Consider the following 22,398-nt stretch of genomic DNA (forward strand, 5'->3'; position numbering starts at 1 on the left):
TCGATTTATGGCACGCTTCATTTTTGTAACCGGTGGCGTGGTGTCTTCGCTTGGCAAGGGGTTGGGGGCAGCTGCTCTGGCGGCCTTGCTGCAGGCCCGCGGCTTCAAGGCTCGTATCCGCAAGCTTGATCCATATCTGAACGTCGATCCGGGCACCATGAGCCCCTATCAGCATGGTGAGGTTTTCGTCACCGATGACGGGGCCGAAACCGATCTCGATCTCGGCCATTATGAGCGTTTTACCGGCGTATCGGCACGTCAGGGCGACAATATCACAACCGGCCGTATCTATTCCGAAGTGATCGCCAAGGAACGTCGCGGCGATTATCTCGGTGCCACGGTTCAGGTCATTCCCCATGTCACCGATGCGATCAAGGCGTTCATCGGTTCCGGTACTTCGGATGAGGATTTCATCATCTGTGAAATCGGCGGCACGGTCGGTGATATCGAGAGCCTGCCATTCCTGGAGGCGATCCGCCAGTTCGGCAACGAGATCGGCCCGGAAAACGCCCTGTTCATCCATGCGACGCTGGTGCCATATCTGGCCGCCGCCGGTGAGCTTAAAACCAAGCCGACCCAGCACTCGGTCAAGGAACTGCTGTCTGTCGGTATCCAGCCACAAATCCTGATCTGTCGCTGTGAACAGCCGATCCCGGAGAGCGAGCGGCGCAAGATTGCCCTGTTTTGCAACATCCGCCGTGAGCGCGTAATTGAGGCTCGTGACGTCGACACCATCTATGCCGTCCCCATGACCTATCATGAGCAGGGGCTGGATGATGAAGTGCTGAAATATTTCGGCATTGATGCCCCGGCACCTGACCTGACCCGCTGGCAGCAGGTTGTCAGTCGTGTCCGTGAACCGGAAGGCGAAGTCCGCATCGCGGTTGTCGGTAAATACACCTCACTGCTTGATGCCTACAAGTCGCTGAATGAGGCGCTTGACCATGGCGGTATCGCCAATAACGTCAAGGTCAGCGTTGAGTGGCTCGACAGCCAGATTTTTGAGCGTGAAGACACACTCCAGCAGCTTGAGGGCATCCACGGCATTCTGGTGCCCGGTGGCTTCGGTGAGCGTGGCGCGGAAGGCAAGATCAAGGCCGCCCAGTTCGCCCGTGAACACAAAATCCCGTATTTCGGTATCTGCTTCGGCATGCAGATGGCGATCATCGAGGCAGCACGCAATCTTGCCGGGCTTGAGGATGCCAGTTCGAGCGAATTTGGCCCGATGGAGAACCCGGTTGTCGGTCTGATGACCGAATGGGAGCGGGCAGGGACGGTTGAGCGACGCAACTCCGCCAGCCCGATGGGTGGCACCATGCGTCTGGGTGCTTTCCCCTGTGACCTGCTGCCGGGATCAAAGGTCCATGAGATTTACAAGAAAGAGCAGATTCAGGAACGCCACCGCCATCGCTATGAGGTGAATATCCACTTCAAGGAGCAACTTGAGGAAGTCGGTGTTCGGTTCTGCGGTCTGTCGCCGGACGGCCAGTTGCCGGAAATGATCGAACTGCCGGACCACCCGTGGTTCATCGGCGTTCAGTTCCACCCTGAACTGAAATCCCGTCCGTTCGAGCCGCATCCGCTGTTTACCAGCTTCGTTCAGGCCGCCATTCAACAGAGCCGGTTGGTTTGATGCTGAACACGATGCAAAAGACCGTTGAACTCGGCGATATCCGGATCGGCAACAAGCTGCCATTTGTGCTGATTGCCGGTCCTTGCCAGCTTGAGAGCCGGGACCATGCCTTTGACATGGCGGGGCAGATGCAGGAAATCACCGGGCGTCTCGGCATTCCGTTCATCTATAAAACCTCGTTCGACAAGGCGAACCGAACCTCGGTATCCGGCAAGCGCGGCATGGGCCTCGACAAAGGTCTGCCAATCCTGGCCGATCTGCGCAAGGAACTGCAGGTACCGGTGCTGACCGATATTCATGGTGCCGAGCAGTGCGAGCCGGTTGCCGCTGTTGTCGACATTCTCCAGATCCCGGCCTTCCTGTGTCGCCAGACCGATCTGTTGCTGGCCGCAGCCGATACCGGAGCCATCATCAATGTGAAAAAGGGGCAGTTCCTGGCACCCTGGGATATGGCCAATGTGGCGGCCAAGCTTGCCTCGACCGGTAATGAGAAAATCCTGCTGACCGAGCGCGGTGCCAGTTTCGGCTACAACACGCTTGTCTCGGACATGCGCGCGCTGCCAACCATGGCTGAAACCGGCTATCCCGTGATCTTCGATGCGACGCATTCGGTGCAACAGCCGGGTGGGCAGGGCACATCATCCGGCGGTCAGCGCGAATTCGTACCGGTTCTGGCCCGCGCCGCCGTTGCGGTCGGTGTTGCCGGCGTCTTCATCGAGACCCATCAGGACCCAGACAATGCACCATCCGACGGCCCGAACATGGTGCCGATCGATCAGATGGAAGACCTGCTCAAGAGATTGCAGGACATCGATAATCTCATAAAAGCCTCATAACCATAATCATCAGACGAGAGAACGCATCATGACCGCTATCGTTGATATTCACGCCCGCGAAATTCTGGACAGCCGCGGTAACCCGACCGTCGAGGTTGATGTTACCCTCGAGAGCGGTGCTTTCGGTCGTGCGGCGGTGCCGTCCGGTGCCTCAACCGGTACCCATGAGGCGGTTGAACTCCGTGATGGTGACAAGTCCCGCTATCTGGGCAAGGGCGTGCAGAACGCGGTCAATGCGGTGAATGCCGATATTCAGGATGCGCTGCTCGGCATGGATGCCCATGAGCAGATCATCGTCGACCAGATGATGCTCGCCCTCGACGGCACCGACAACAAGGGCAATCTCGGCGCGAATGCGATCCTCGGCGTCAGCCTCGCGGTTGCCAAGGCAGCGGCAGAAGATGCCGGTCTGTCGCTCTATCGCTATATTGGTGGTGCCTCTGCCCGCACCATGCCGGTGCCGATGATGAATATCATCAATGGCGGTGCCCATGCCGACAACCCGGTTGATGTGCAGGAATTCATGATCATGCCGGTCAGTGCACCATCCATCGGTGAGGCTGTGCGCATGGGGGCCGAGGTGTTCCATAACCTCAAGAAACTGCTGTCGGAAGCAGGTCTGGCGACCAATGTTGGCGACGAGGGCGGTTTTGCCCCGAATGTTGCTTCGACCGAAGACGCCATCGGCTATGTCCTCAAGGCAATTGAAAAAGCCGGTTACAAACCGGGCGATGATGTGGCGCTGGCGCTCGATGCCGCCTCAACCGAATTCTACAAGAACGGCAAATATGAACTTGAAGGCGAAGGCGTCAGCCTCGACAGCGCTGGTATGGTTGATTACTGGGCCAAGCTGGTTGGCAAATTCCCGATCCTGTCGATCGAGGACGGCATGGCCGAGGATGACTGGGATGGCTGGAAGCTGCTGACCGATACCATTGGTGACAAGTGTCAGCTGGTTGGCGATGATCTGTTCGTGACCAACCCGGCACGTCTGGCTGATGGCATCGCCAAGGGCAGCGCCAATTCAATTCTGGTGAAGGTGAACCAGATCGGCAGCCTGACCGAGACCCTCGAAGCGGTTGAGATGGCGCACAAGGCCGGTTTCACCGCCGTCATGTCGCACCGTTCAGGCGAGACCGAGGACAGCACCATTGCCGATCTCGCGGTTGCCACCAACTGCGGCCAGATCAAGACCGGTTCACTGTCACGTTCCGACCGGACCGCGAAATACAACCAGCTGCTGCGTATCGAAGAAGAACTCGGGCCGGCTGCGGTTTACCCCGGCGCATCGATCTTCGGCCGCTGACGGGTTGGCGACGGGTTGCCCTGCGGTAACTCTTTCATCACTAACGATTCTCTGCGTCATCGGGTTTGTTGACCCGGTGGCGCATTCGTGATTCGATCAGGTCATGGCAGGGATTAAATCCAGATTGCGAACCGGCATCATGCTGATTGGTCAGGCGGCCATCGGCTCGCTTATTGTCGGCTATTTTGCGTATCACGCTGTTCAGGGTGACAGCGGGTTTCGTGCCATGGTCGAATTGCAGACCACGGTGGATGATCTCGCCGTCGAGCGCGATCAGTTGGTCACCGAGCGGCAGGGTTGGGAGAAGCGCGCCAGACAGTTGCGCACCAACAGCCTCGACCCAGACATGCTTGAGGAACGGGTGCGGCGCGTGCTGAATTTCACCCGACCGAATGAGTATGTTGTCATGACCAATGACAGTCTGACCCAGTAGTCACATCATCTTGCAACGCAGCATCGGAAAAAATATTTGCGGATTAAGCATCAATCCGCAATGCACTGATATTTAACATGTATTTATACGTTTTATCATGGAATGTTGCGTTGCCACGAAGATCAAATTGGTTTGCGCAAAATCGCTGAATCTCTTAGCACTATAGGCGGAATTTAAAGGCAGGTGGCTGGCAATCACGCGCAAGCCAGCTAGATAAACAAGCATCTTCCGATTTCTTATCGGACAAATCACCGTCATCGATACTGGGAGACATCTCTATGGCCACGCGTCGTTCCTCGAGCGCATCATCAAAGTCTGACAGTACAGCGGGCAAGTCGACCGCCACCAAACGGCGCAGCACTGCGAAGCCGAAGGTGAGCAAGGATGAGTTGCTGAAGCTCTACCGCGACATGCTGCTGATCCGCCGCTTTGAAGAGAAGGCAGGCCAGTTGTATGGCATGGGCCTGATCGGCGGTTTCTGCCACCTCTATATCGGTCAGGAAGCGGTTGTTGTCGGCATCCAGTCAAAACTGAAGGACACCGACAGCGTTATCACCAGCTATCGTGACCACGGCCACATGCTGGCCTGTGACATGGACCCGAAAGGCGTCATGGCGGAGCTGACCGGTCGTGAAACCGGTTATTCGCGCGGCAAGGGTGGTTCCATGCACATGTTCAGCCGCGAGAAGAAATTCTATGGCGGCCACGGTATCGTCGGTGCGCAGGTGCCGATCGGTGCCGGTCTCGCTTTCGCCCACAAATTCCAGAATGATGGCGGCATCAATGTCTGTTACGTCGGCGACGGTGCGGTGAACCAGGGGCAGGTCTATGAGACCCTCAACATGGCGGCACTCTGGAAGCTGCCGGCCCTGATCGTCATTGAGAACAACAAATACGGCATGGGCACCAGTCAGGAGCGCGCTTCCGCCGGTGAACTATTCCGTCGCGGCGAGGCCTATGGCATCCCCGGCAAGCAGGCCGATGGCATGGACGTGCTGGCAATGCAGGCAGCGGCGGAAGAAGCCGTTGACTATGTCCGCAACAACGGCCCCATGATCCTCGAGGCCCAGACCTATCGCTATCGTGGCCACTCCATGTCCGATCCGGCGAAATACCGGAGCAAGGAAGAGCTGAACGAGTACCGCCAGCAACGCGATCCGATCGAGAAGGTCCGCGCCATGCTGCTCGACCAGAAGGTCAGCGAAGACGACATCAAGGCGATCGACAAGGAGATCAAGGAGATCGTCAACGAGTCAGCCGACTTCGCTCAGAACAGCCCGGAGCCGGACCCGTCCGAACTCTGGACCGATGTTCTCGTCGACGCCTGATCGGCCCGCGCCCAGCCATTATTTTCGTCATTGAAACGATAGTCAGATTTAGGAAACGAACATGCCTACTGAGGTATTGATGCCAGCCCTTTCACCCACCATGACCGAGGGCACCCTCGCAAAATGGCTGGTCAAGGAAGGCGACGACGTAACCGCCGGTGACGTGATTGCCGAGATCGAAACCGACAAGGCGACCATGGAAGTGGAAGCCGTGGATGAGGGCAAGGTCGGCAAGATCCTGATTGATGAGGGCACAGAGGGCGTTGCGGTCAATACGCCGATTGCCGTTCTGATCGAGGAAGGCGAGAGCGCTGATGATATCGATACCTCCGGGGCAAGCGCTGCCAAACCGGCGGATGAGAAACCTGCTGAGCCGGAAGCCAAGGCACCTGCCGAGGCTGCGGCACCGAAGCCGATGGAAACCGCACCTGCGTCGGATGAGGACAAGTATTACAAGGACACCAAGGAACAGACCGTCCGTGAGGCCCTGCGCGATGCCATGGCCGAGGAAATGCGTTCCGATAACGCCGTCTTCGTCATGGGTGAGGAAGTGGCCCAGTATCAGGGTGCCTACAAGGTAACCCAGGGCCTGCTCGATGAATTTGGCGATAAGCGCGTGATCGACACCCCGATCACCGAGCATGGCTTTGCCGGTCTTGGTGTCGGTGCTGCCTTTGGTGGCCTGAAACCGATTGTCGAGTTCATGACCTTCAACTTCGCCATGCAGGCGATGGATCATCTGATCAACTCTGCTGCCAAGACCCTGTACATGTCCGGCGGCCAGATGGGCTGTCCGATCGTGTTCCGTGGCCCGAACGGTGCCGCATCCCGCGTCGCGGCGCAGCACAGCCAGTGTTATGCCAGCTGGTATGGCCATGTACCCGGCCTCAAGGTCGTCTCGCCATACAGCGCCGGTGACTGCAAGGGGCTGCTGAAATCCGCGATCCGCGATCCGAACCCGGTGATCTTCCTCGAGAACGAGATCACCTATGGCATGAGCTTTGACGTGCCGACCGATGAGGACTTCACCGTGCCGATCGGCAAGGCGAAAGTCGTGCGTGAGGGCAGCGATGTCACCATTACGGCCTTCTCGCTCATGGTGAAATATGCCCTTGAGGCTGCCGAGAAGCTGGCGGAAGAGGGGATCAGCGCCGAGGTTATTGACCTGCGCACCATCCGTCCGCTCGATACCGAAACCATCGTCAACAGTGTCAAGAAGACCAACCGTATCGTGGCGGTGGAAGAGGGCTGGGCCTATGCCGGCATCAATTCCGAAATCGCCGCGCGTATCTTCGAGCACGCCTTTGATTATCTCGACGCACCGGTGATGCGGGTCAATGGCGCGGATGTGCCGCTGCCCTATGCCGCCAATCTGGAAGAGCTGGCCCTGCCGCGCGCGCCGAAGATCATCGAAGCCGCCAAAGCCGTCTGCTACCGCTAAGTTCAATGCTGATTACCGCCTGAAAGCGAACGACCATGCCGATCAAAATCCTGATGCCAGCCCTGTCCCCGACGATGACCGAAGGCACCCTGTCTTCATGGCTCGTCAAGGAGGGCGATGAAATTAGCGCCGGTGACGTGATCGCCGAGATCGAAACCGACAAGGCAACCATGGAAGTGGAAGCCGTGGATGAAGGCAAGGTCGGCAAGATCCTCGTCGAGGCAGGCACCGAAGGCGTCGCGGTCAATGAGGTAATCGCACTGTTGCTGGAAGAGGGCGAAAGCGCCTCTGATCTTGATGGCGCGGACAGCGCTGGCGGTGACGATAAACCGGCCAAGGAAGAAAAGAGCGTTGATAAATCCGATGTGACGCCATCGGGCAAACCACCGGAAAAGCGTCCAGAGGAACCCGCAAGCCCGGCCCCGGCAGCACCGAGCAAGGACGGCAACCGTATTTTTGCCAGCCCGCTTGCCCGCCGCATGGCCGATCAGGCCGGTCTCGACCTAACCGCAATCAAGGGCACTGGCCCCAACGGTCGTATCGTCAAGGCCGATATTGAGGCCGCCAAAAAGGACGGTACCGGCAAGGCTGCGCCAGAGGCGGCGAAGAAAACCGATGCCGCAAAGCCGACTGCCGCTGCGTCCATGCCCGCCGGACCGGATGCTAAGGCGCTCGCCGATGCCTATGGCATGGAATACGAGGAAATCGCCAATTCCGGTATGCGCAAGACCATTGCCAAGCGTCTCACGGAATCCAAACAGACTGTGCCGCATTTCTATCTGACCGTGGAATGCGAAATCGACGCGCTGCTTGATCTCCGCAAACAACTGAATGCCAAGTCGCCGGAAGGCGATCAGGCATACAAGCTCTCGGTCAACGACCTGATTATCAAGGCTTGTGCCGTTGCCCTCAAGCGGGTACCGGCGGCCAATGCCTCCTATACCGAAGCGGCGATGTTGCAGTACAAGCACGCGGATATTTCCGTCGCGGTGGCCACGCCGACCGGCCTGATCACCCCGATCATCAAGCATGCGGAAGAGAAGGGGCTCGCCACCATCTCGAAAGAGATGAAGGACCTCGCCATCCGCGCCCGTGACGGTAAGCTGAAGCCCGATGAGTATCAGGGCGGAACCTTCTCACTGTCCAATCTCGGCATGTTCGGGATCAAGGAATTCTCCGCGATCATCAACCCGCCGCAGGGCTGTATCCTCGCGGTCGGTGCCGGTGAACAGCGGCCGGTGGTCAAGGATGGCGCACTCGCCGTCGCCACCATGATGAGCTGCACCCTGTCGGTCGATCACCGGGTGGTTGACGGTGCCGTCGGCGCAGAATTCCTCGCCGAGTTCAAGAAGCTGATCGAAGACCCAATGGCGATGATGCTGTAAGCGGCATCACCTCGCAGGAGCAAGAATAATGGCTGATACATCCTTTGACCTGATCGTTGTCGGTGGCGGACCCGGTGGCTATGTGGCTGCGATCCGGGCGGCGCAGCTGAAAATGAAGGTGGCGCTGGTCGAGCGTGAGCATCTGGGCGGTATCTGCCTGAACTGGGGCTGTATTCCGACCAAGGCGCTGCTGCGTTCAGCCGAGGTGCATCACATGCTGCACCACCTGGATGAATACGGGCTGGCGGCGGACAATATCCGCTTTGACCTCGACAAGGTGGTCAAACGCTCCCGCGGGGTTGCCTCGCAACTCTCCGGCGGGGTCAAACACCTGCTGAAGAAGAACAAGGTCACGGTGTTTGATGGTCATGCCAAGCTGGCGGGCAAGGGCAAGCTCAGCGTTGATCTGCAGAAGGGTGGTAGCGAGACCCTGACCGCCAAGCACATCATTTTGGCTACTGGCGCACGCGCACGGGTGCTGCCGAACCTGAAGCCGGATGGCAAGTTCATCTGGTCCTACAAGGAAGCCATGGTGCCCGACACCATGCCGAAAAAGCTGCTGGTCATCGGCTCCGGTGCCATCGGCATCGAATTCGCCAGCTTCTTCCTCAACATGGGGGCCGATGTCACCGTGGTTGAGATGATGGACCGCATCGTCCCGGCTGAGGATGAGGAAATCTCAGCCTTCGTCAAAAAGAACCTTGAGAAGCAGGGGATGAAGATCATCACCGGTGCCAAGGTCGAGGGCACCAAGCCGGGTGCCAAGGACATTGAGGCAACCATTGATGTTGGCGGCAAGAAACAGACCGAGAAATACGACCGCATCATCATGGCGATCGGCATAACCGGTAATATCGAGGATATTGGTCTGGAAGGCACCAAGGTGCAGACCGATCGTGGCCATATCGTCATCAATGAATGGATGGAAACCGGCGAGCCCGGCGTCTATGCCATCGGTGATGTTGCCGGCCCGCCCTGGCTGGCACACAAGGCCAGCCATGAGGGCGTGATCTGTGTCGAGAAAATCGCCGGACAGAAGGGCGTGCATCCGCTCGATACCAGCAATATTCCGGGCTGTACCTATTGTACGCCGCAGATCGCCTCTGTCGGCCTGTCAGAAGCCAAGGCCAAGGCGGCGGGCTATGACGTCAAGGTCGGTCGCTTCCCGTTCATCGGTAATGGCAAGGCCATCGCGCTCGGTGAGCCGGAAGGCATGGTCAAGACCGTGTTCGATGCCAAGACCGGCGAGCTGCTGGGTGCCCATATGGTCGGTGCCGAGGTGACCGAACTGATCCAGGGCTATGGCATTGCCAAGACGCTGGAGACCACGGAAGCCGAGTTGATGCATACGGTATTCCCGCATCCGACCCTGTCGGAAATGATGCATGAAAGCGTGCTCGACGCCTATGGCCGGGCTATTCACTTCTGATCACGGCCATTCTGATCGTTGAAAGTCTGGTTGTCGAAAGTTTGGTCGGTCAGTAGCGCTCGGGCGTTTGTCGCTGGAGTTCCTCGCCTTTCAGTTCCGGATGCTCTTTCTCACGCATCAGTCTGATGCGCTCAACCTCCATCTCGGTGGCTTCGCGCGCCGCCTGACGGACGGGATCGGCGCGAACCTGCTCCTCAAATATCTTGGCTTTCTCCGCCATCCGGGTCAGGTGATTGGGCGCATCATCGGGCTGGCGGGTATAGGTTATGCTTGCCTGTACCGTGCCGTCCCTGACCGCTGCTTCACAAGGTTCGATGAAGCTCATTATCTCCAGCGGTGTCCGTCGATCGAATGATTGGAACTCCTCATCGCCAATGATGATCCGGCGTAACTCGTCATAGGACCATTCGGTCTGATAATTGGTATAAACCGGCAGAAATGGGACGAGTGGCAACCGGTCCAGGTAGATCGTGTCGGCGATGCTGGCCGCGAACAGAACGGGCGCACAGATGTCTTCCGGCAGGTCCTTGAATTCGGCAATCAGGCTGTTGCCATCTTCCGACCAGTCGACCTGCAACTCGGAGGTCTCGCTGACCTGCATGTGCCAATAGGTGCCATCCGGCTGATCCCGGAATCCGGTATCGGTCAGCGGAGTATGGGGTTCCTGGCTGTAAAGTTGATCGACCCGCCGTGCGACCAGCAGATTGATGAACATTGCCTTCTGGGCTGGTTCGGCCTTCAGATAGACCTGATTGCGGGCTGGCGGAAACAGGAAATAAAGGGCGCCCAGACCGATCGCGACAATGGTCAGGGCCCATAATGTACGTCTGACGAAAACGGGCATACAGCTCTATTGATTGTACGGTTTGTGGTAATGAATTATCTCATCCTGTACGGATGGGACCAGTCATTCAAGCTGCAACAGCATTAGGGATGTAACTTGTCCGTATTTCAGAAAACCAAGGCTCGTGCCCTCTGGCTCTGGCATGTGTTTATTCTGCTGGGGTCGCTGTTCGGGTTGAGCGTCTGCCTCAAGCTCGGCTACGGCTTTGTCGAGACGGCGAGGGAGGCGGGCAGCGATAATCCCTCGATGTGGTGGGTATTGCTGGCGCTGGCCATCGGCGGTGCGCTGTTCTTCATCTGGGAAATTGCCCAGCGCATCAGGCTGCTCCGAGAGATGAAGCAGCGGCGTTGATGACAACGCAATGCGGCAATTCGGTTCCCGGATAAGTTATTTCAATCAACTGCGGCTATGCCTATGTTAAGCATAGGTAACAGGGAAGTTTTCGAGAGTTCACACAATGCCCGTCGATAACAATCGCGTTCGACATCCTGAAAAGGCCCATCGCCCGGACAACCCGATCCAGAAGAAACCTTCTTGGATCCGGGTCAAGGCACCGGTGTCACAGGAGTATCATTCGACCCGTGAGTTGATGCGTGGCCTCAAGCTGAACACGGTCTGCGAGGAAGCGGCCTGCCCGAATATCGGCGAGTGCTGGGCCAAGAAACATGCGACCTTCATGATCCTCGGCTCGGTCTGCACCCGTGCCTGTGCCTTCTGTAACGTGGCAACCGGGATGCCGGATGATCTCGACCCGTTCGAGCCAAAACGGGTGGCCGATGCCACTGCCGAGCTCGGTCTCAACCATGTGGTGGTTACCTCGGTTGACCGGGATGACCTCGCCGATGGCGGGGCCGAGCATTTTGCCCAGACCATCCGCGCGATCCGTCGCCAGTCACCGGAAACCACGATTGAAATTCTGACCCCCGATTTCAAGCACAAGGTAGATCAGGCGGTTGATATTATCGTTGCGGCCAAGCCCGATGTGTTCAACCACAACCTCGAAACCGCACCACGGCTCTATCCGTCAATTCGTCCTGGTGCGCGCTATTTCACCTCGCTCGACCTGTTGCATCGGGTCAAGCGTGCCGATCCGACCATCTTCACCAAATCCGGCCTGATGGTCGGCCTCGGCGAGAGCAAGGAAGAGGTGCTGCAGGTGATGGATGATCTGCGCGCCGCCGATGTGGATTTCATCACCATTGGCCAGTATCTGCAGCCGACCACGAAACATGCGGCGGTTGACCGTTTTGTCGAGCCGAAGGAATTCGCATCCTATGTGAAGATCGCACGAGCCAAGGGTTTCTTGATGGTCTCCGCATCGCCATTAACCCGTTCTTCGCACCATGCGGGTGATGATTTCGAAAAGCTGCGCGCGGCCCGTGAGGCCAAGCTGGCGGCAGCGGCCGGTTAGGCAGAAGACAGGAACAGGGCAGGGCATATGCCAACCCATACCGAAAAGAAAATCGTGCCATACCGTGCGGATCAGATGTTCGATCTGGTCGCCGATATTGCCAGCTATCCGGAGTTTCTGCCCTGGTGCAGTGCCGCACGTATCCGCTCACGCGAAAGCAATATGGTGCTGGCCGACCTGATTATCGGCTTCAAGATGATCCGCGAGCGCTTTACCTCGCGGGTGGAACTGCTCCCGCCGGATGGTGACAAACCGGCGGCGATCAATGTGGAATATTTGGATGGGCCGCTGAAGTCCCTGCGCAACAAATGGCAGTTCACGCCAACGCCGGATGGTCAGGCCTGCGAGATCGATTTCTTCGTCGATTTTGAATTCCGCTCGAAGATGCTGCAGAAGCTGGCATCGCTGTTCTTCTCGGAAGTCATCAGCCGCATGGTTGTGGCATTCGAGGATCGCGCCCAGACGCTCTATGGCGATCTGGCAGAGGCCGAAAAACGCACTGGCCAGAAGGCACAGACCATCGTCATCGAAAAAACCGCCTGAGCGGTATTTCAGGCGTCAAGCAGGCTGGCCGCCAGTTCCAGTGCCCGGATAATCGTCTGGCGGCGGATTCCGGTTCGGTCGCCGTCGAACATGCAGCGCTCGGCCTTAATGCTGCCGTCCCGGCTGCCATAGCCGATATAGACGAGGCCCACGGGTTTCTCTGGTGTGCCACCAGTCGGCCCGGCGACACCGGTGACGGATATACCGATATCGGCGATACTACAGGCTAGCAGGCCCTTGACCATGGCAATGGCGATCTGTTCGCTGACCGCGCCATGTGCCGCCAAAATCTCTTTGGGTACGTTCAGCAACTCGTTCTTGGCTTCGTTGGAATAGCTGATAATACCGCGATCATAGACGGCGGAAGAGCCGGAAAGGCTGGTAATCGCCCCGCCAATTAGCCCACCGGTGCAGGATTCAGCCGTCGCGACCATTTTCCCCCGTGCATTGCCGAGGTCGAGGACGCGTTGCGCTGCCTGAACTATGTCCTGATCAAACTCGCTCATGCCTCAGGCTCCGCTGGCAGTTCGATGGTCACCGCCGCCTGACAGGCTATGCCTTCGCCGCGACCGGTGAAGCCGAGGCGCTCTGTCGTGGTTGCCTTGACCGAGGCACGGGACAGGGGAACCGACAATATTTCGGCGAGGCGCGCTTGGAGCTTATCCCGATGCGGGCCGATTTTCGGCAATTCGCACATCAGGGTGACATCGGCATGGATCAGGCGACCGCCAAGATCGTCAAGCATCTTGACCGCATGTTCGAGGAACTGCGCGCTGTCAGCACCCTTCCATTGCGGGTTGGAGGGCGGGAAGTGCTGGCCAATATCACCGGCACACATGGCCGACAGCAGCGCGTCGGTTACCGCATGCAGGGCCACATCGGCATCGGAATGGCCGTCGAGTCTCATATCCGACGGGATCACCACATTGCACAGGATCACCCCGTGGCCGGGCACCAGCCGGTGCACATCGAAGCCGAGACCGGTGCGGGTTTCCATTTTCGGGGCGGTAGCTGCGGCGGTGCCTTCGCTACCGGCGATAAGTGCATTGGCCATAATCAGATCATTCTTTCGGGTAATCTTGAAATTCGGGCTGCGAGCCTCGACCAGTTTTACCGCAATACCGGTTGCCTCGGCGAGGGCGGCGTCATCGGTGAGGTTCTGGCCCGCCAGTTTCTGGTGCGCCGCCAGTATATCAGCAAACCGGAATGCCTGCGGGGTCTGGGCCTGCCACAGATCCTCGCGGGACACCGTGCGCTCAATCCGGCTGCTGTCATCGGCATGTTTCAGGGTGTCGGCAACCGGCACCGCCACAATGGCGCCAATGCTGTCCGTAAGCGCCTCCATGACCGCATCGAGGGTCTCGGCACCGATCAGCGGGCGGGCGGCATCGTGGATCAGTACCTGTTCGGGCTCGTGGTCGGCGAGGGCGGTGAGGCCATTGGCAACGGATTGCTGGCGGGTTTCACCACCGATAACCGGCGGCAGCAAGGGCAGGTCGCCGACCGCCTGCTGGTACAGATCATGGTGATCATCGCCGATGACAACCTGCACCAGATCAATCGTCGGATGATTGAGAAATGCCAGCACGGAGCGGCGCAATACAGTCATGCCCTGCAGATCGAGATATTGCTTGGGTCGATCTGCCATAAACCGTATACCACGCCCGGCAGCAACGAGCAGGGCAGCGGTCTTTGGCTTGGCGGCGGTGGCTGGAACGGTCATGGGCGAGGCTGGGTCTTAAAACAGTGTTGCTGAATGTTTGGGCGGGTATTACGCTTGCGTAAAATTTAATCAATACCCAGATTGTACTAGTCTGATCCTGTATGGCGCAGAACGCCTTTAACCACGAATAACCGGTCTATAACACCCATGGCATTGACGCGCGTGCGCAAACTGGCAACCGACGGCAAGTTGGTCAACGCCGAAGAGCTGATGGATGCACTTCCCGATCCGATTGTGGTCGCCAATCAGCATGGACGTATTGTTCAGGTCAACCTGTCTGCGGAAGACTTCTTCAATACCCCGCGGATCAGCTTCCTGCGTATGGATCTGGGCGACATTTTCCCAACCGCGTCGCCGATCTTCTCACTGGTGTCACAGGCGCTTAAAACCGGTAATTCAATCGCTGAATACGGGATCGAGTTGAATACCAGCCATATCGCCGGACAGACCGTGATGGTTCAGGTCGCCCCGATCGGCGTGCCCGCCGAATATGTTGCCATCCAGATCGGTGAGCGCTCCATGGCGCGCAAGATCGACCAGCGCAACAATCACCGGCATTCCGTCCGCTCGATCTCCGGTATGGCGGCGATGCTGGCCCATGAGCTGCGCAACCCGTTGCTGAGCATTCGCGGTGCGGCGCAACTGCTGGAAAAACAGGCCAGTGATGAGGACCGCGAACTGACCCAGTTGATCCGTGAGGAAACCAACCGGATCAAGAGCCTGATCGACCGGGTTGAGGTGTTCACCGTTGCCGGACCGATTGAGTCCGAGCCGGTCAACATCCACCAGGTTCTGCAACAGGTGGTCAAGCTGGCCAAGGCCGGTTTCTGCGACGGGATCAAGATCGAGGAGAAATACGATCCCTCGCTCCCCGATATTCGCGGCAATCGCGAACAGCTGGTGCAGCTGTTCCTGAACCTGCTCAAGAATGCTGCCGAGGCGGCACCGACCAAGGGTGGCGAGATCGTCATCTCCACCGCCTATAACCCGACGGTACGGGTAACACTGGCCGGGCAGGAGAGCCGTATTCACCTGCCATTGCAGGTCAGCGTGCAGGACAACGGTAACGGCATCCCGGAGAACGTGCGCCCGCATCTGTTCGATCCCTTTGTCACCACCAAGAGTGGCGGCACCGGTCTAGGCCTCGCACTGGTGGCCAAGCTGGTCGAGGACCATGGCGGTATCATCAGTTACGAGAGCGATCCGGGCCGGACGGTGTTCCGGGTGGCGCTGCCGATGTGGCGGGGTGAGCAATGACCTCAGGTACCATCCTCGTTGCCGATGATGATCGCTCGATCCGTACGGTGCTGACCCAGGCTTTGGCCCGTGAAGGCTATGATGTACGGACCACCAGCAATGCCTCGACCCTCTGGCGCTGGGTATCTGACGGTGAGGGCGATCTGGTGATTACCGATGTGGTGATGCCGGATGAGAACGGCCTCGACCTGCTGCCGCGCCTGCGCCGCTTGCGACCGGAGTTGCGGGTGGTGGTGATGAGTGCGCAGAATACCCTGATGACCGCGGTAAAGGCAGCCGAGCGCGGTGCATTCGAGTATCTGCCCAAGCCGTTTGATCTGAGCGAACTGATACAGGTGGTCGAGCGCGCCCTGAAAGCTGGGGCGGTCGAGCAGACGGATATACCGGTTGCAAAAGAAAGCGAGCGCTTGCCGCTGATCGGTCGCTCACCGGCGATGCAGAATATCTATCGCATCATGGCGCGGTTGATGAATACCGACCTGACCGTGCTGATTACTGGCGAGAGCGGTACCGGTAAGGAACTGGTAGCCAAGGCGCTGCATGAACTTGGCCAGCGCAAGCGCGGTCCGTTTGTGCCGGTCAACATGGCGGCAATCCCGCGCGAACTGATCGAAAGCGAGCTGTTCGGCCATGAGAAGGGTGCCTTCACCGGTGCCGTCAACCGCTCGACCGGGCGGTTTGAGCAGGCACAGGGCGGCACGCTGTTCCTTGATGAGATTGGTGATATGCCACCGGAGGCACAGACCCGGCTGCTGCGTGTGCTGCAGGAAGGTGAGTACACCACCGTTGGCGGTCGTACTGCCATGGCCGCCGATGTGCGGATCATTGCAGCGACCCACCGGGATCTGCGTACCCTGATCCGGCAGGGGCTGTTCCGTGAGGATCTGTACTATCGCCTCAACGTTGTGCCCATGCGTCTGCCGGCCCTGCGTGAGCGCAGCAGCGACATTCCCGATCTGGTCAGCCACTTCCTCTCCGAAACCATGCCGGAGGAGAAGATCGCCAAGCGTTTGACCCCGGCGGCGATGCAGCGCCTGCAGGTTCACCAGTGGCCGGGCAATGTGCGGGAACTGGAAAACCTCGTCCGCCGCCTGTCCGCGCTCTATGTGGATGAGGAAATCGATGTCGATGTCATTGATGCCGAGCTGAATGAGGACGAGGCGAGTGAGCCGGTTGCCGGTATTTCGCATATTCCGAGCGACGAGAGCCTGTCCGAAGCGGTGGGTCGCCACCTTACGGCCTATTTCGCAGCACATGACGGGTCACTGCCCGCATCGGGCCTGTATGAGCGGATCATTCAGGAAGTCGAGCGCCCACTGATCACCCAGTGCCTTGAGGCAACCAAGGGCAACCAGATCAAGGCGGCAGAGTTGCTCGGTCTCAACCGCAATACGCTTCGTAAGAAGATACGCGGTTTAAACATTCCAGTGGTGCGCGGAATCAAGTAAGACCACATCTGACCCGATCAGCCGTGGCTGATATGAATTCATACTCGCGAGCCGGACAGTATGGCAGCCAACCCCAGCACATCTGACGCAACACCGGGCGAAAAGCCGCTCTGGCGGCTGGCACTCGGCTGGCTCGGCCGGATCATCTGGTCGAACAAATTTGCCATGCTGCTGGCCATCGCCGGGATTGTCTCGCTGCTGGCGACCATGTTCATCGTGACCAGACGCGGTGCGGTTGAGGCCGAGGCGGAAACCGTGCTCTGGCTGCTCGTGCTCAATCTGGCGCTGTTCGCGGTGCTGGCGCTGGTGCTGATCTACCGGATGGTGCAGTCATGGCAGCGGCGGCGGCGCGGGCTTGCCGGATCGCGGCTGCATATGCGGCTGGTGGTATTCTTCTCTGTACTGGTGACCATCCCGTCGGTGCTGGTGGCGGCTTTTGCCGCGACATTCTTCTATTACGGTGTACAGGGCTGGTTCAGCGACCAGGTACGCACCGCGGTTGAGGAAAGCCTCAGTGTCGCCGAAGCCTATCTGGCTGAGCACCAGCAGGTGATCCGTGCTGATGCGCTGGCCATGGCGACCGACCTTAACCGGCAGTCGCTGGCGCTCATGGGCAATGACCCGCGCCTTAATCAGGCAGTGCAGACCCAGACCCTGATCCGCAACCTTACCGAGGCAGTTGTGTTTAATGGCTCCGGGCAGGTGCTGGCCAAATCGGGCCTGACCTTTGCCATGGAGTTTGAAACCGTACCTGAGGACGCACTGGCGCGGGCCCGACTGGGCGAGGTGCCGGTCCTGACCAGTGACACCGATGACCGGGTACGCGCACTTGTCCGGCTCGACCGCTTTGTCGATGCCTATCTCTATGTCGGGCGGTTCATTGATCCGGCAGTGCTGGCGCATATGCAGACCGCCCGTGATGCCACGGCGGGTTATCGGGCGCTGGAGGAACAGCGCGGCAATCTGATCGCGGTGATGACCCTGATCTTTATCGGTGCCTCGCTGCTGCTGCTGATTGTTGCCATCGGTCTGGCGCTGAAATTCGCCAGCTGGATCGCCATGCCGATCAGCCAGCTTATTCAGGCATCGGACCGGGTCTCCGGCGGTGACTTCGGTGTACGGGTGGCCGAGCCCGCCCATATGGATGAGTTCAGCATCCTGTCGCGAACCTTCAACCGCATGACGGAACAACTTGAGCAGCAACGCGATGAACTGATTGAGGCCAACCGCCAGTCGGTCCTGCGTCGACGGTTTACCGAAGCGGTCCTGTCCGGCGTCTCGGCAGGCATTGTCTCGCTGGATACCGCGGGCAAGGTCAGGCTGGCTAACCGTCATGCGCTGCATTTCTTCGCTGCTGAGGAGCCGCCTCTGGCGATTGATTCAACGCTGGTTGATTACATTCCGGGGCTGGCGCCGATGATCACGCGCGCGCGTCTGAAGCCTCAGCGCGATTATGAAGAGCAGATCGACATTCCACGCGGGAGCGGGGAGAACGCGACCCTGCTGACCCGTCTGACCGCCGAACTGCAGGAAGGCGTGCTCACCGGCTATATCGTCACATTCGATGATATTACCGACCTCGTCAGTGCCCAGCGCAAGGCCGCCTGGTCCGATGTGGCTCGACGGATCGCCCATGAGATCAAGAACCCGCTGACCCCGATCCAGCTCGCCGCCGAGCGATTACGGCGACGTTATGGCAAGCTGGTGCCGAGCGACGATCAGGCCTTCGATACCTGCATCGATACGATCATCCGGCAGGTTGGTGATATTGGCGGCATGGTTGATGAATTCTCGTCCTTTGCCCGGATGCCGACACCGAAAATGGCCCGCGATGATCTGGTTTCAGTTGTGCGTGAGGTGGTGTTTCTGCAGCAGCAGGCGGTGTCAAAAATCCGAATCCAGATCACAGAATCACCTGAGCGACTCGAACTGGTCATGGATCAGCGGCAAATCGCACAGGCATTGACCAATGTTATCAAGAATGCTGTCGAATCGGTTTCGACTCTGCTGGCCGGATTCGCCGAGTCGGGCGAGCCGATTGATTCTCGGAATTTGATTTCCGTTGAAATTCAACAGGATGACAGCAGCTGCTGGGTGAATATCCGGGATCAGGGACTCGGCCTGCCCGATTTGGCCAAGGATCGCCTGTCCGAGCCATATGTGACAGAACGCGAGGGCGGCACAGGTCTTGGTCTGGCTATCGTGAAGAAGATTGTGGAAGATCACGGCGGAACATTAAGACTTGCCGACAACCCTACATGTGGCGCATATGTAACACTAGTGTTGTCGAAAAGTCTCAGTGAGTCCGGTGAGGGCGCTCAGGAGGCTGCCCTCGAAATCGGTCACAACACTTAAAGTCAGGCAGCTGCTGTTCAGCGCTGCCGGAAAGCAGCGGGAATAAAAGCAGACATGGCGCACGATATTCTGATTGTCGATGATGAGGCCGATATCCGCACAATGATCGCGGATATCCTTCAGGACGAGGGTTATGAGGTACGGCAGGCAGCCGATGCCGATCAGGCACTGGAAGCCGTCAAATCACGCCAGCCAAGTCTGGTGATTCTCGATATCTGGCTCGAGGGCAGCCGTATGGATGGCCTCGGTATTCTTGAGATCCTGCGCCATGAGCATCCGGGTCTGCCGGTGCTCATGATTTCAGGCCATGGCACTGTCGAAACCGCTGTCGCTGCCATCAAGAAGGGCGCCTACGACTTCATCGAAAAGCCCTTCAAGACCGACCGTCTGCTGCTGACCGTTGATCGCGCCGTTGAAGCCGCCAAATTGCGGCGGGAAAACCGCGAGCTGCGTATCCGGGCCAATGCTGTCACTGACCTGATCGGCAAATCCTCTCAGGTAAACCACCTGAAACTCGCCATCGAGCGCGTCGCCCCGACCAACAGCCGGGTGCTGATTACCGGTGCACCGGGTTCCGGTAAGGAAGTGGTTGCCCGCGTTCTGCACGAACAGTCCCGCCGCAAGGATGGCCCGTTTGTAGTGCTGAACTGCGCCATCATGCGGCCTGAGCATTTCGAGGTTGAGCTGTTCGGCGCTGAGCAGATCGCCGAGGGCCAGCCGCACAAGATTGGTCTGCTGGAGCAGGCCCATGGTGGCACCCTGTTGCTGGATGAAATCGCTGACCTGCCGCTGGAAACCCAGGGCAAGATCGTGCGCGTGCTGCAAGAGCAGACCTTCCACCGGGTTGGTGGTACCCAGAAAATCGGTGTCGATGTCCGCGTGATCGCGTCGAGCAACCGCAACCTGCAGGAAGAAATGCAGGAAGGCCGGATGCGCCAGGACCTGTATTACCGCCTGAATGTCGTGCCGCTTGAAGTCCCGGCACTGCAGGAGCGCCGCGACGATATTCCGGTTCTGCTGCGCCACTTCATGAATCTGGCGTCCGAAACCACTGGCCTGCCAGCCCGTGAAATCGGTGATGATGCCATGGCCGCACTACAGGCCTATGAATGGCCAGGCAATGTCCGTCAGCTGCGCAATGTCATCGACTGGCTGCTGATCATGGCTGCAGAAGACCCCATCCGCGCCGATATGCTGCCGGGTGAAATCGGCTCCAGCGCACCGGATGTGGTGAAGTGGGAGCGTGGTGCTGAAATCATGAGCCTGCCACTGCGTGAAGCCCGTGAGGTGTTCGAGCGTGAATACCTGATGGCACAGGTCAACCGTTTCGGTGGCAATATCTCTCGCACGGCCTCTTATGTCGGCATGGAACGCTCGGCCCTGCACCGCAAACTGAAGTCTCTCGGTGTCCAGAGCAGCGATCGCCTGCGTGCCAAGACCGGCGGCGGTGCCAGCATGGTTGGCGGCGACGGTGACATGGCAACGCCACCAACCGTAAATTAGGCAGCAATAGGCATTTCAGGCCAGATATGGGCTTGAAATTAGCAGCGAATAGGGATTTGGTGCAGTTGTCATTGGTGGCGACAGCACCAAATCCCTTTTTCATGCCAAGAGCTTGATTGAGCCGTTATGAAAGTCATTATCTGCGGTGCTGGCCAGGTCGGCAGCAACATCGCCAATTACCTAGCGGTTGAGGGCAACGATGTCACCGTCATCGACAGTGAGCAGTCGGTTGTCACCGAGCTTGCCCAGACCCTTGATGTGAAATCGATCCATGGTCTTGCTTCCCAGCCGAGTGTGCTGGAGCAGGCAGGGGCCAATGAGGCTGATATGCTAATCGCGGTCACCCATGCCGATGAGGTGAACATGGTCGCCTGTCAGGTGGCCCATTCGATCTTCAATGTTACGACCAAGATCGCACGGGTGCGGGCACAGGATTACCTGAAGCCGATCTGGGCTGATCTGTTCTCCCGCGATCATATGCCGATTGATGTGATTATCTCGCCGGAGATCGAGGTCGCACGCGCCATTTCCCGCCGCCTGCAGGTGCCGGGCGCGTTCAACATGATCCCCTTTGCCGAGGGCAAGGTGCGCTTGATCGGCGTGCTCTGTGAAGAGAACTGCCCGATCGTGAATACCCCGCTGCGCCAGCTGACCTCACTGTTTCCCGATCTGGCGATCAAGATCGTCACCATCTCCCGTGATGACCGCTACTTCCTGCCGACCGGCGACGATCAGCTTCTGGTCGGTGATCAGGCCTATATCGTTGTTGATGAGGCCCATATCAGCCGCGCCATGGCTGCCTTCGGTCATGAGGAGCCGGAAGCGCGCCGTATCCTGATTGTTGGTGGCGGCAATATCGGTCTGGTGCTGGCCGAGGAGATCGAGAACAACTATCCCGGTGTTACCGTCCGGATTATCGAGTATGGCAAGGAACGGGCACGGTTCATCGCCCAGAAGCTGCCGAATACCACCGTGATCAATGGTGATGGCCTCGATCCCGCAATCCTCGAGGAAGCGAATGTCGGTCAGACCGAGACCGTGGTTTGCGTCACCAATGATGACGAGGGCAATATCCTCGGCTCCATTCTGGCCAAGCGATACGGTTGCCAGAGAGCGATTACCCTAATCAACAGAAATACTTACGGTCCATTGTTGAGCTCTCTTGGCATCGATGCCGTGGTTAGTCCAAAGTCGATTACCGCCTCCACAATCCTGCAGCATGTGCGTCGCGGCCGTATCCGATCCGTCCATAGTATCTGTGACGGCTTTGCCGAGGTTATCGAGGCGGAAGCGCTCGAGACATCCAGCATTGTGAACAAGGAAATCGAGAACCTGAACCTGCCATCGGGGGTGATTATCGGTGCCATAGTGCGTCAGGATCAGATATTGATCCCGACACCGGATACAGTGATCAAACCACTTGATAGGGTCATTCTTCTGTCGACAATCGGCCAGATCAAGAAGGTGGAAAAAATGTTCAGCGTACGGCTGGAATTTTTCTGATCCCCGGCCCAGAATACCTA

At 58.4% G+C, this 22,398-nt stretch carries 19 protein-coding genes; 16 read left to right on the forward strand and 3 right to left on the reverse strand.

What is annotated here, in order from left to right; all coding sequences use genetic code 11:
- Window positions 1-7: 7 nt before the first annotated feature.
- From CBB62_08600 to CBB62_08635, 8 genes are all read left to right on the forward strand, one after another.
- Window positions 8-1,633 carry a CTP synthetase gene (locus CBB62_08600; protein OUT42325.1) on the forward strand — a complete coding sequence of 542 codons (1,626 nt, stop codon included), beginning with the start codon at window positions 8-10 and terminating at the stop codon, window positions 1,631-1,633.
- A complete protein-coding gene (locus CBB62_08605) occupies window positions 1,633-2,469 on the forward strand; it encodes a 3-deoxy-8-phosphooctulonate synthase (GenBank protein ID OUT42326.1) in 837 nt (278 codons plus the stop codon). Before CBB62_08600 ends, CBB62_08605 begins: the two co-directional genes overlap by 1 nt.
- A 28-nt stretch (window positions 2,470-2,497) precedes the next feature.
- Window positions 2,498-3,775 (forward strand): phosphopyruvate hydratase, encoded by a 1,278-nt coding sequence (locus CBB62_08610; GenBank protein ID OUT42327.1) that lies wholly within the window; start codon window positions 2,498-2,500, stop codon window positions 3,773-3,775.
- A gap of 103 nt (window positions 3,776-3,878) precedes the next feature.
- Window positions 3,879-4,208 (forward strand): hypothetical protein, encoded by a 330-nt coding sequence (locus tag CBB62_08615; GenBank protein ID OUT42328.1) that lies wholly within the window; start codon window positions 3,879-3,881, stop codon window positions 4,206-4,208.
- Window positions 4,209-4,486: 278 nt separating this feature from the next.
- Window positions 4,487-5,536, forward strand: a complete 1,050-nt coding sequence (locus CBB62_08620) for a pyruvate dehydrogenase (acetyl-transferring) E1 component subunit alpha (GenBank protein OUT42329.1) — start codon at window positions 4,487-4,489, stop codon at window positions 5,534-5,536.
- 61 nt (window positions 5,537-5,597) lie between these two features.
- Entirely contained in the window at window positions 5,598-6,977 is a 1,380-nt protein-coding gene (locus CBB62_08625) for a pyruvate dehydrogenase complex E1 component subunit beta (GenBank protein ID OUT42330.1), read from the forward strand.
- Between the two features lie 35 nt (window positions 6,978-7,012).
- Window positions 7,013-8,362: a pyruvate dehydrogenase complex dihydrolipoamide acetyltransferase gene (locus CBB62_08630; protein ID OUT42331.1), complete on the forward strand. Its 1,350-nt coding sequence runs from the start codon at window positions 7,013-7,015 to the stop codon at window positions 8,360-8,362.
- Window positions 8,363-8,390: 28 nt separating this feature from the next.
- Complete coding sequence (locus tag CBB62_08635; protein ID OUT42332.1) at window positions 8,391-9,791, forward strand: dihydrolipoyl dehydrogenase; 1,401 nt, start codon at window positions 8,391-8,393, stop codon at window positions 9,789-9,791.
- 49 nt (window positions 9,792-9,840) lie between these two features.
- Here the strand turns inward: CBB62_08635 and CBB62_08640 are convergent, their stop codons facing one another.
- Complete coding sequence (locus tag CBB62_08640) at window positions 9,841-10,635, reverse strand: hypothetical protein (GenBank protein ID OUT42333.1); 795 nt, start codon at window positions 10,633-10,635, stop codon at window positions 9,841-9,843.
- 96 nt (window positions 10,636-10,731) lie between these two features.
- Between CBB62_08640 and CBB62_08645 the strand changes: the two genes are divergently transcribed.
- From CBB62_08645 to CBB62_08655, 3 genes are all read left to right on the forward strand, one after another.
- Entirely contained in the window at window positions 10,732-10,986 is a 255-nt protein-coding gene (locus CBB62_08645) for a hypothetical protein (GenBank protein OUT42334.1), read from the forward strand.
- 106 nt (window positions 10,987-11,092) lie between these two features.
- The gene (locus tag CBB62_08650; protein OUT42335.1) at window positions 11,093-12,046 is read left to right on the forward strand and encodes a lipoyl synthase; all 954 of its coding nucleotides are present in this window, start codon (window positions 11,093-11,095) and stop codon (window positions 12,044-12,046) included.
- 27 nt (window positions 12,047-12,073) lie between these two features.
- Window positions 12,074-12,589, forward strand: coding sequence for a ubiquinone-binding protein (locus tag CBB62_08655; protein ID OUT42336.1), 516 nt, complete (start codon window positions 12,074-12,076; stop codon window positions 12,587-12,589).
- 8 nt (window positions 12,590-12,597) lie between these two features.
- On the opposite strand, the gene CBB62_08660 is transcribed toward CBB62_08655, so the two are convergent.
- The gene (locus CBB62_08660) at window positions 12,598-13,095 is read right to left on the reverse strand and encodes a damage-inducible protein CinA (GenBank protein ID OUT42337.1); all 498 of its coding nucleotides are present in this window, start codon (window positions 13,093-13,095) and stop codon (window positions 12,598-12,600) included.
- Window positions 13,092-14,312, reverse strand: coding sequence for a bifunctional 2-C-methyl-D-erythritol 4-phosphate cytidylyltransferase/2-C-methyl-D-erythritol 2,4-cyclodiphosphate synthase (ispDF, locus tag CBB62_08665; GenBank protein OUT42338.1), 1,221 nt, complete (start codon window positions 14,310-14,312; stop codon window positions 13,092-13,094). Before ispDF ends, CBB62_08660 begins: the two co-directional genes overlap by 4 nt.
- A 147-nt stretch (window positions 14,313-14,459) precedes the next feature.
- Here ispDF and CBB62_08670 point away from each other — a divergent pair, with 147 nt between their 5' ends.
- The 5 genes from CBB62_08670 to CBB62_08690 all read left to right on the forward strand — a co-directional run bounded on the left by CBB62_08670 (window position 14,460) and on the right by CBB62_08690 (window position 22,378).
- A complete protein-coding gene (locus tag CBB62_08670) occupies window positions 14,460-15,569 on the forward strand; it encodes a two-component sensor histidine kinase (protein OUT42339.1) in 1,110 nt (369 codons plus the stop codon).
- Window positions 15,566-17,017, forward strand: coding sequence for a nitrogen regulation protein NR(I) (locus CBB62_08675; protein OUT42340.1), 1,452 nt, complete (start codon window positions 15,566-15,568; stop codon window positions 17,015-17,017). Before CBB62_08670 ends, CBB62_08675 begins: the two co-directional genes overlap by 4 nt.
- 60 nt (window positions 17,018-17,077) lie before the next feature.
- Entirely contained in the window at window positions 17,078-19,372 is a 2,295-nt protein-coding gene (locus CBB62_08680) for a hypothetical protein (protein OUT42341.1), read from the forward strand.
- Between the two features lie 54 nt (window positions 19,373-19,426).
- A complete protein-coding gene (locus tag CBB62_08685) occupies window positions 19,427-20,875 on the forward strand; it encodes a sigma-54-dependent Fis family transcriptional regulator (protein OUT42342.1) in 1,449 nt (482 codons plus the stop codon).
- Window positions 20,876-21,001: 126 nt separating this feature from the next.
- Window positions 21,002-22,378: a Trk system potassium transport protein TrkA gene (locus CBB62_08690; protein ID OUT42343.1), complete on the forward strand. Its 1,377-nt coding sequence runs from the start codon at window positions 21,002-21,004 to the stop codon at window positions 22,376-22,378.
- Window positions 22,379-22,398 lie beyond the last annotated feature (20 nt).

Origin of the sequence: Micavibrio sp. TMED2, from assembly GCA_002168225.1 — a bacterium.
GTDB lineage: Bacteria > Pseudomonadota > Alphaproteobacteria > TMED2 > TMED2 > TMED2.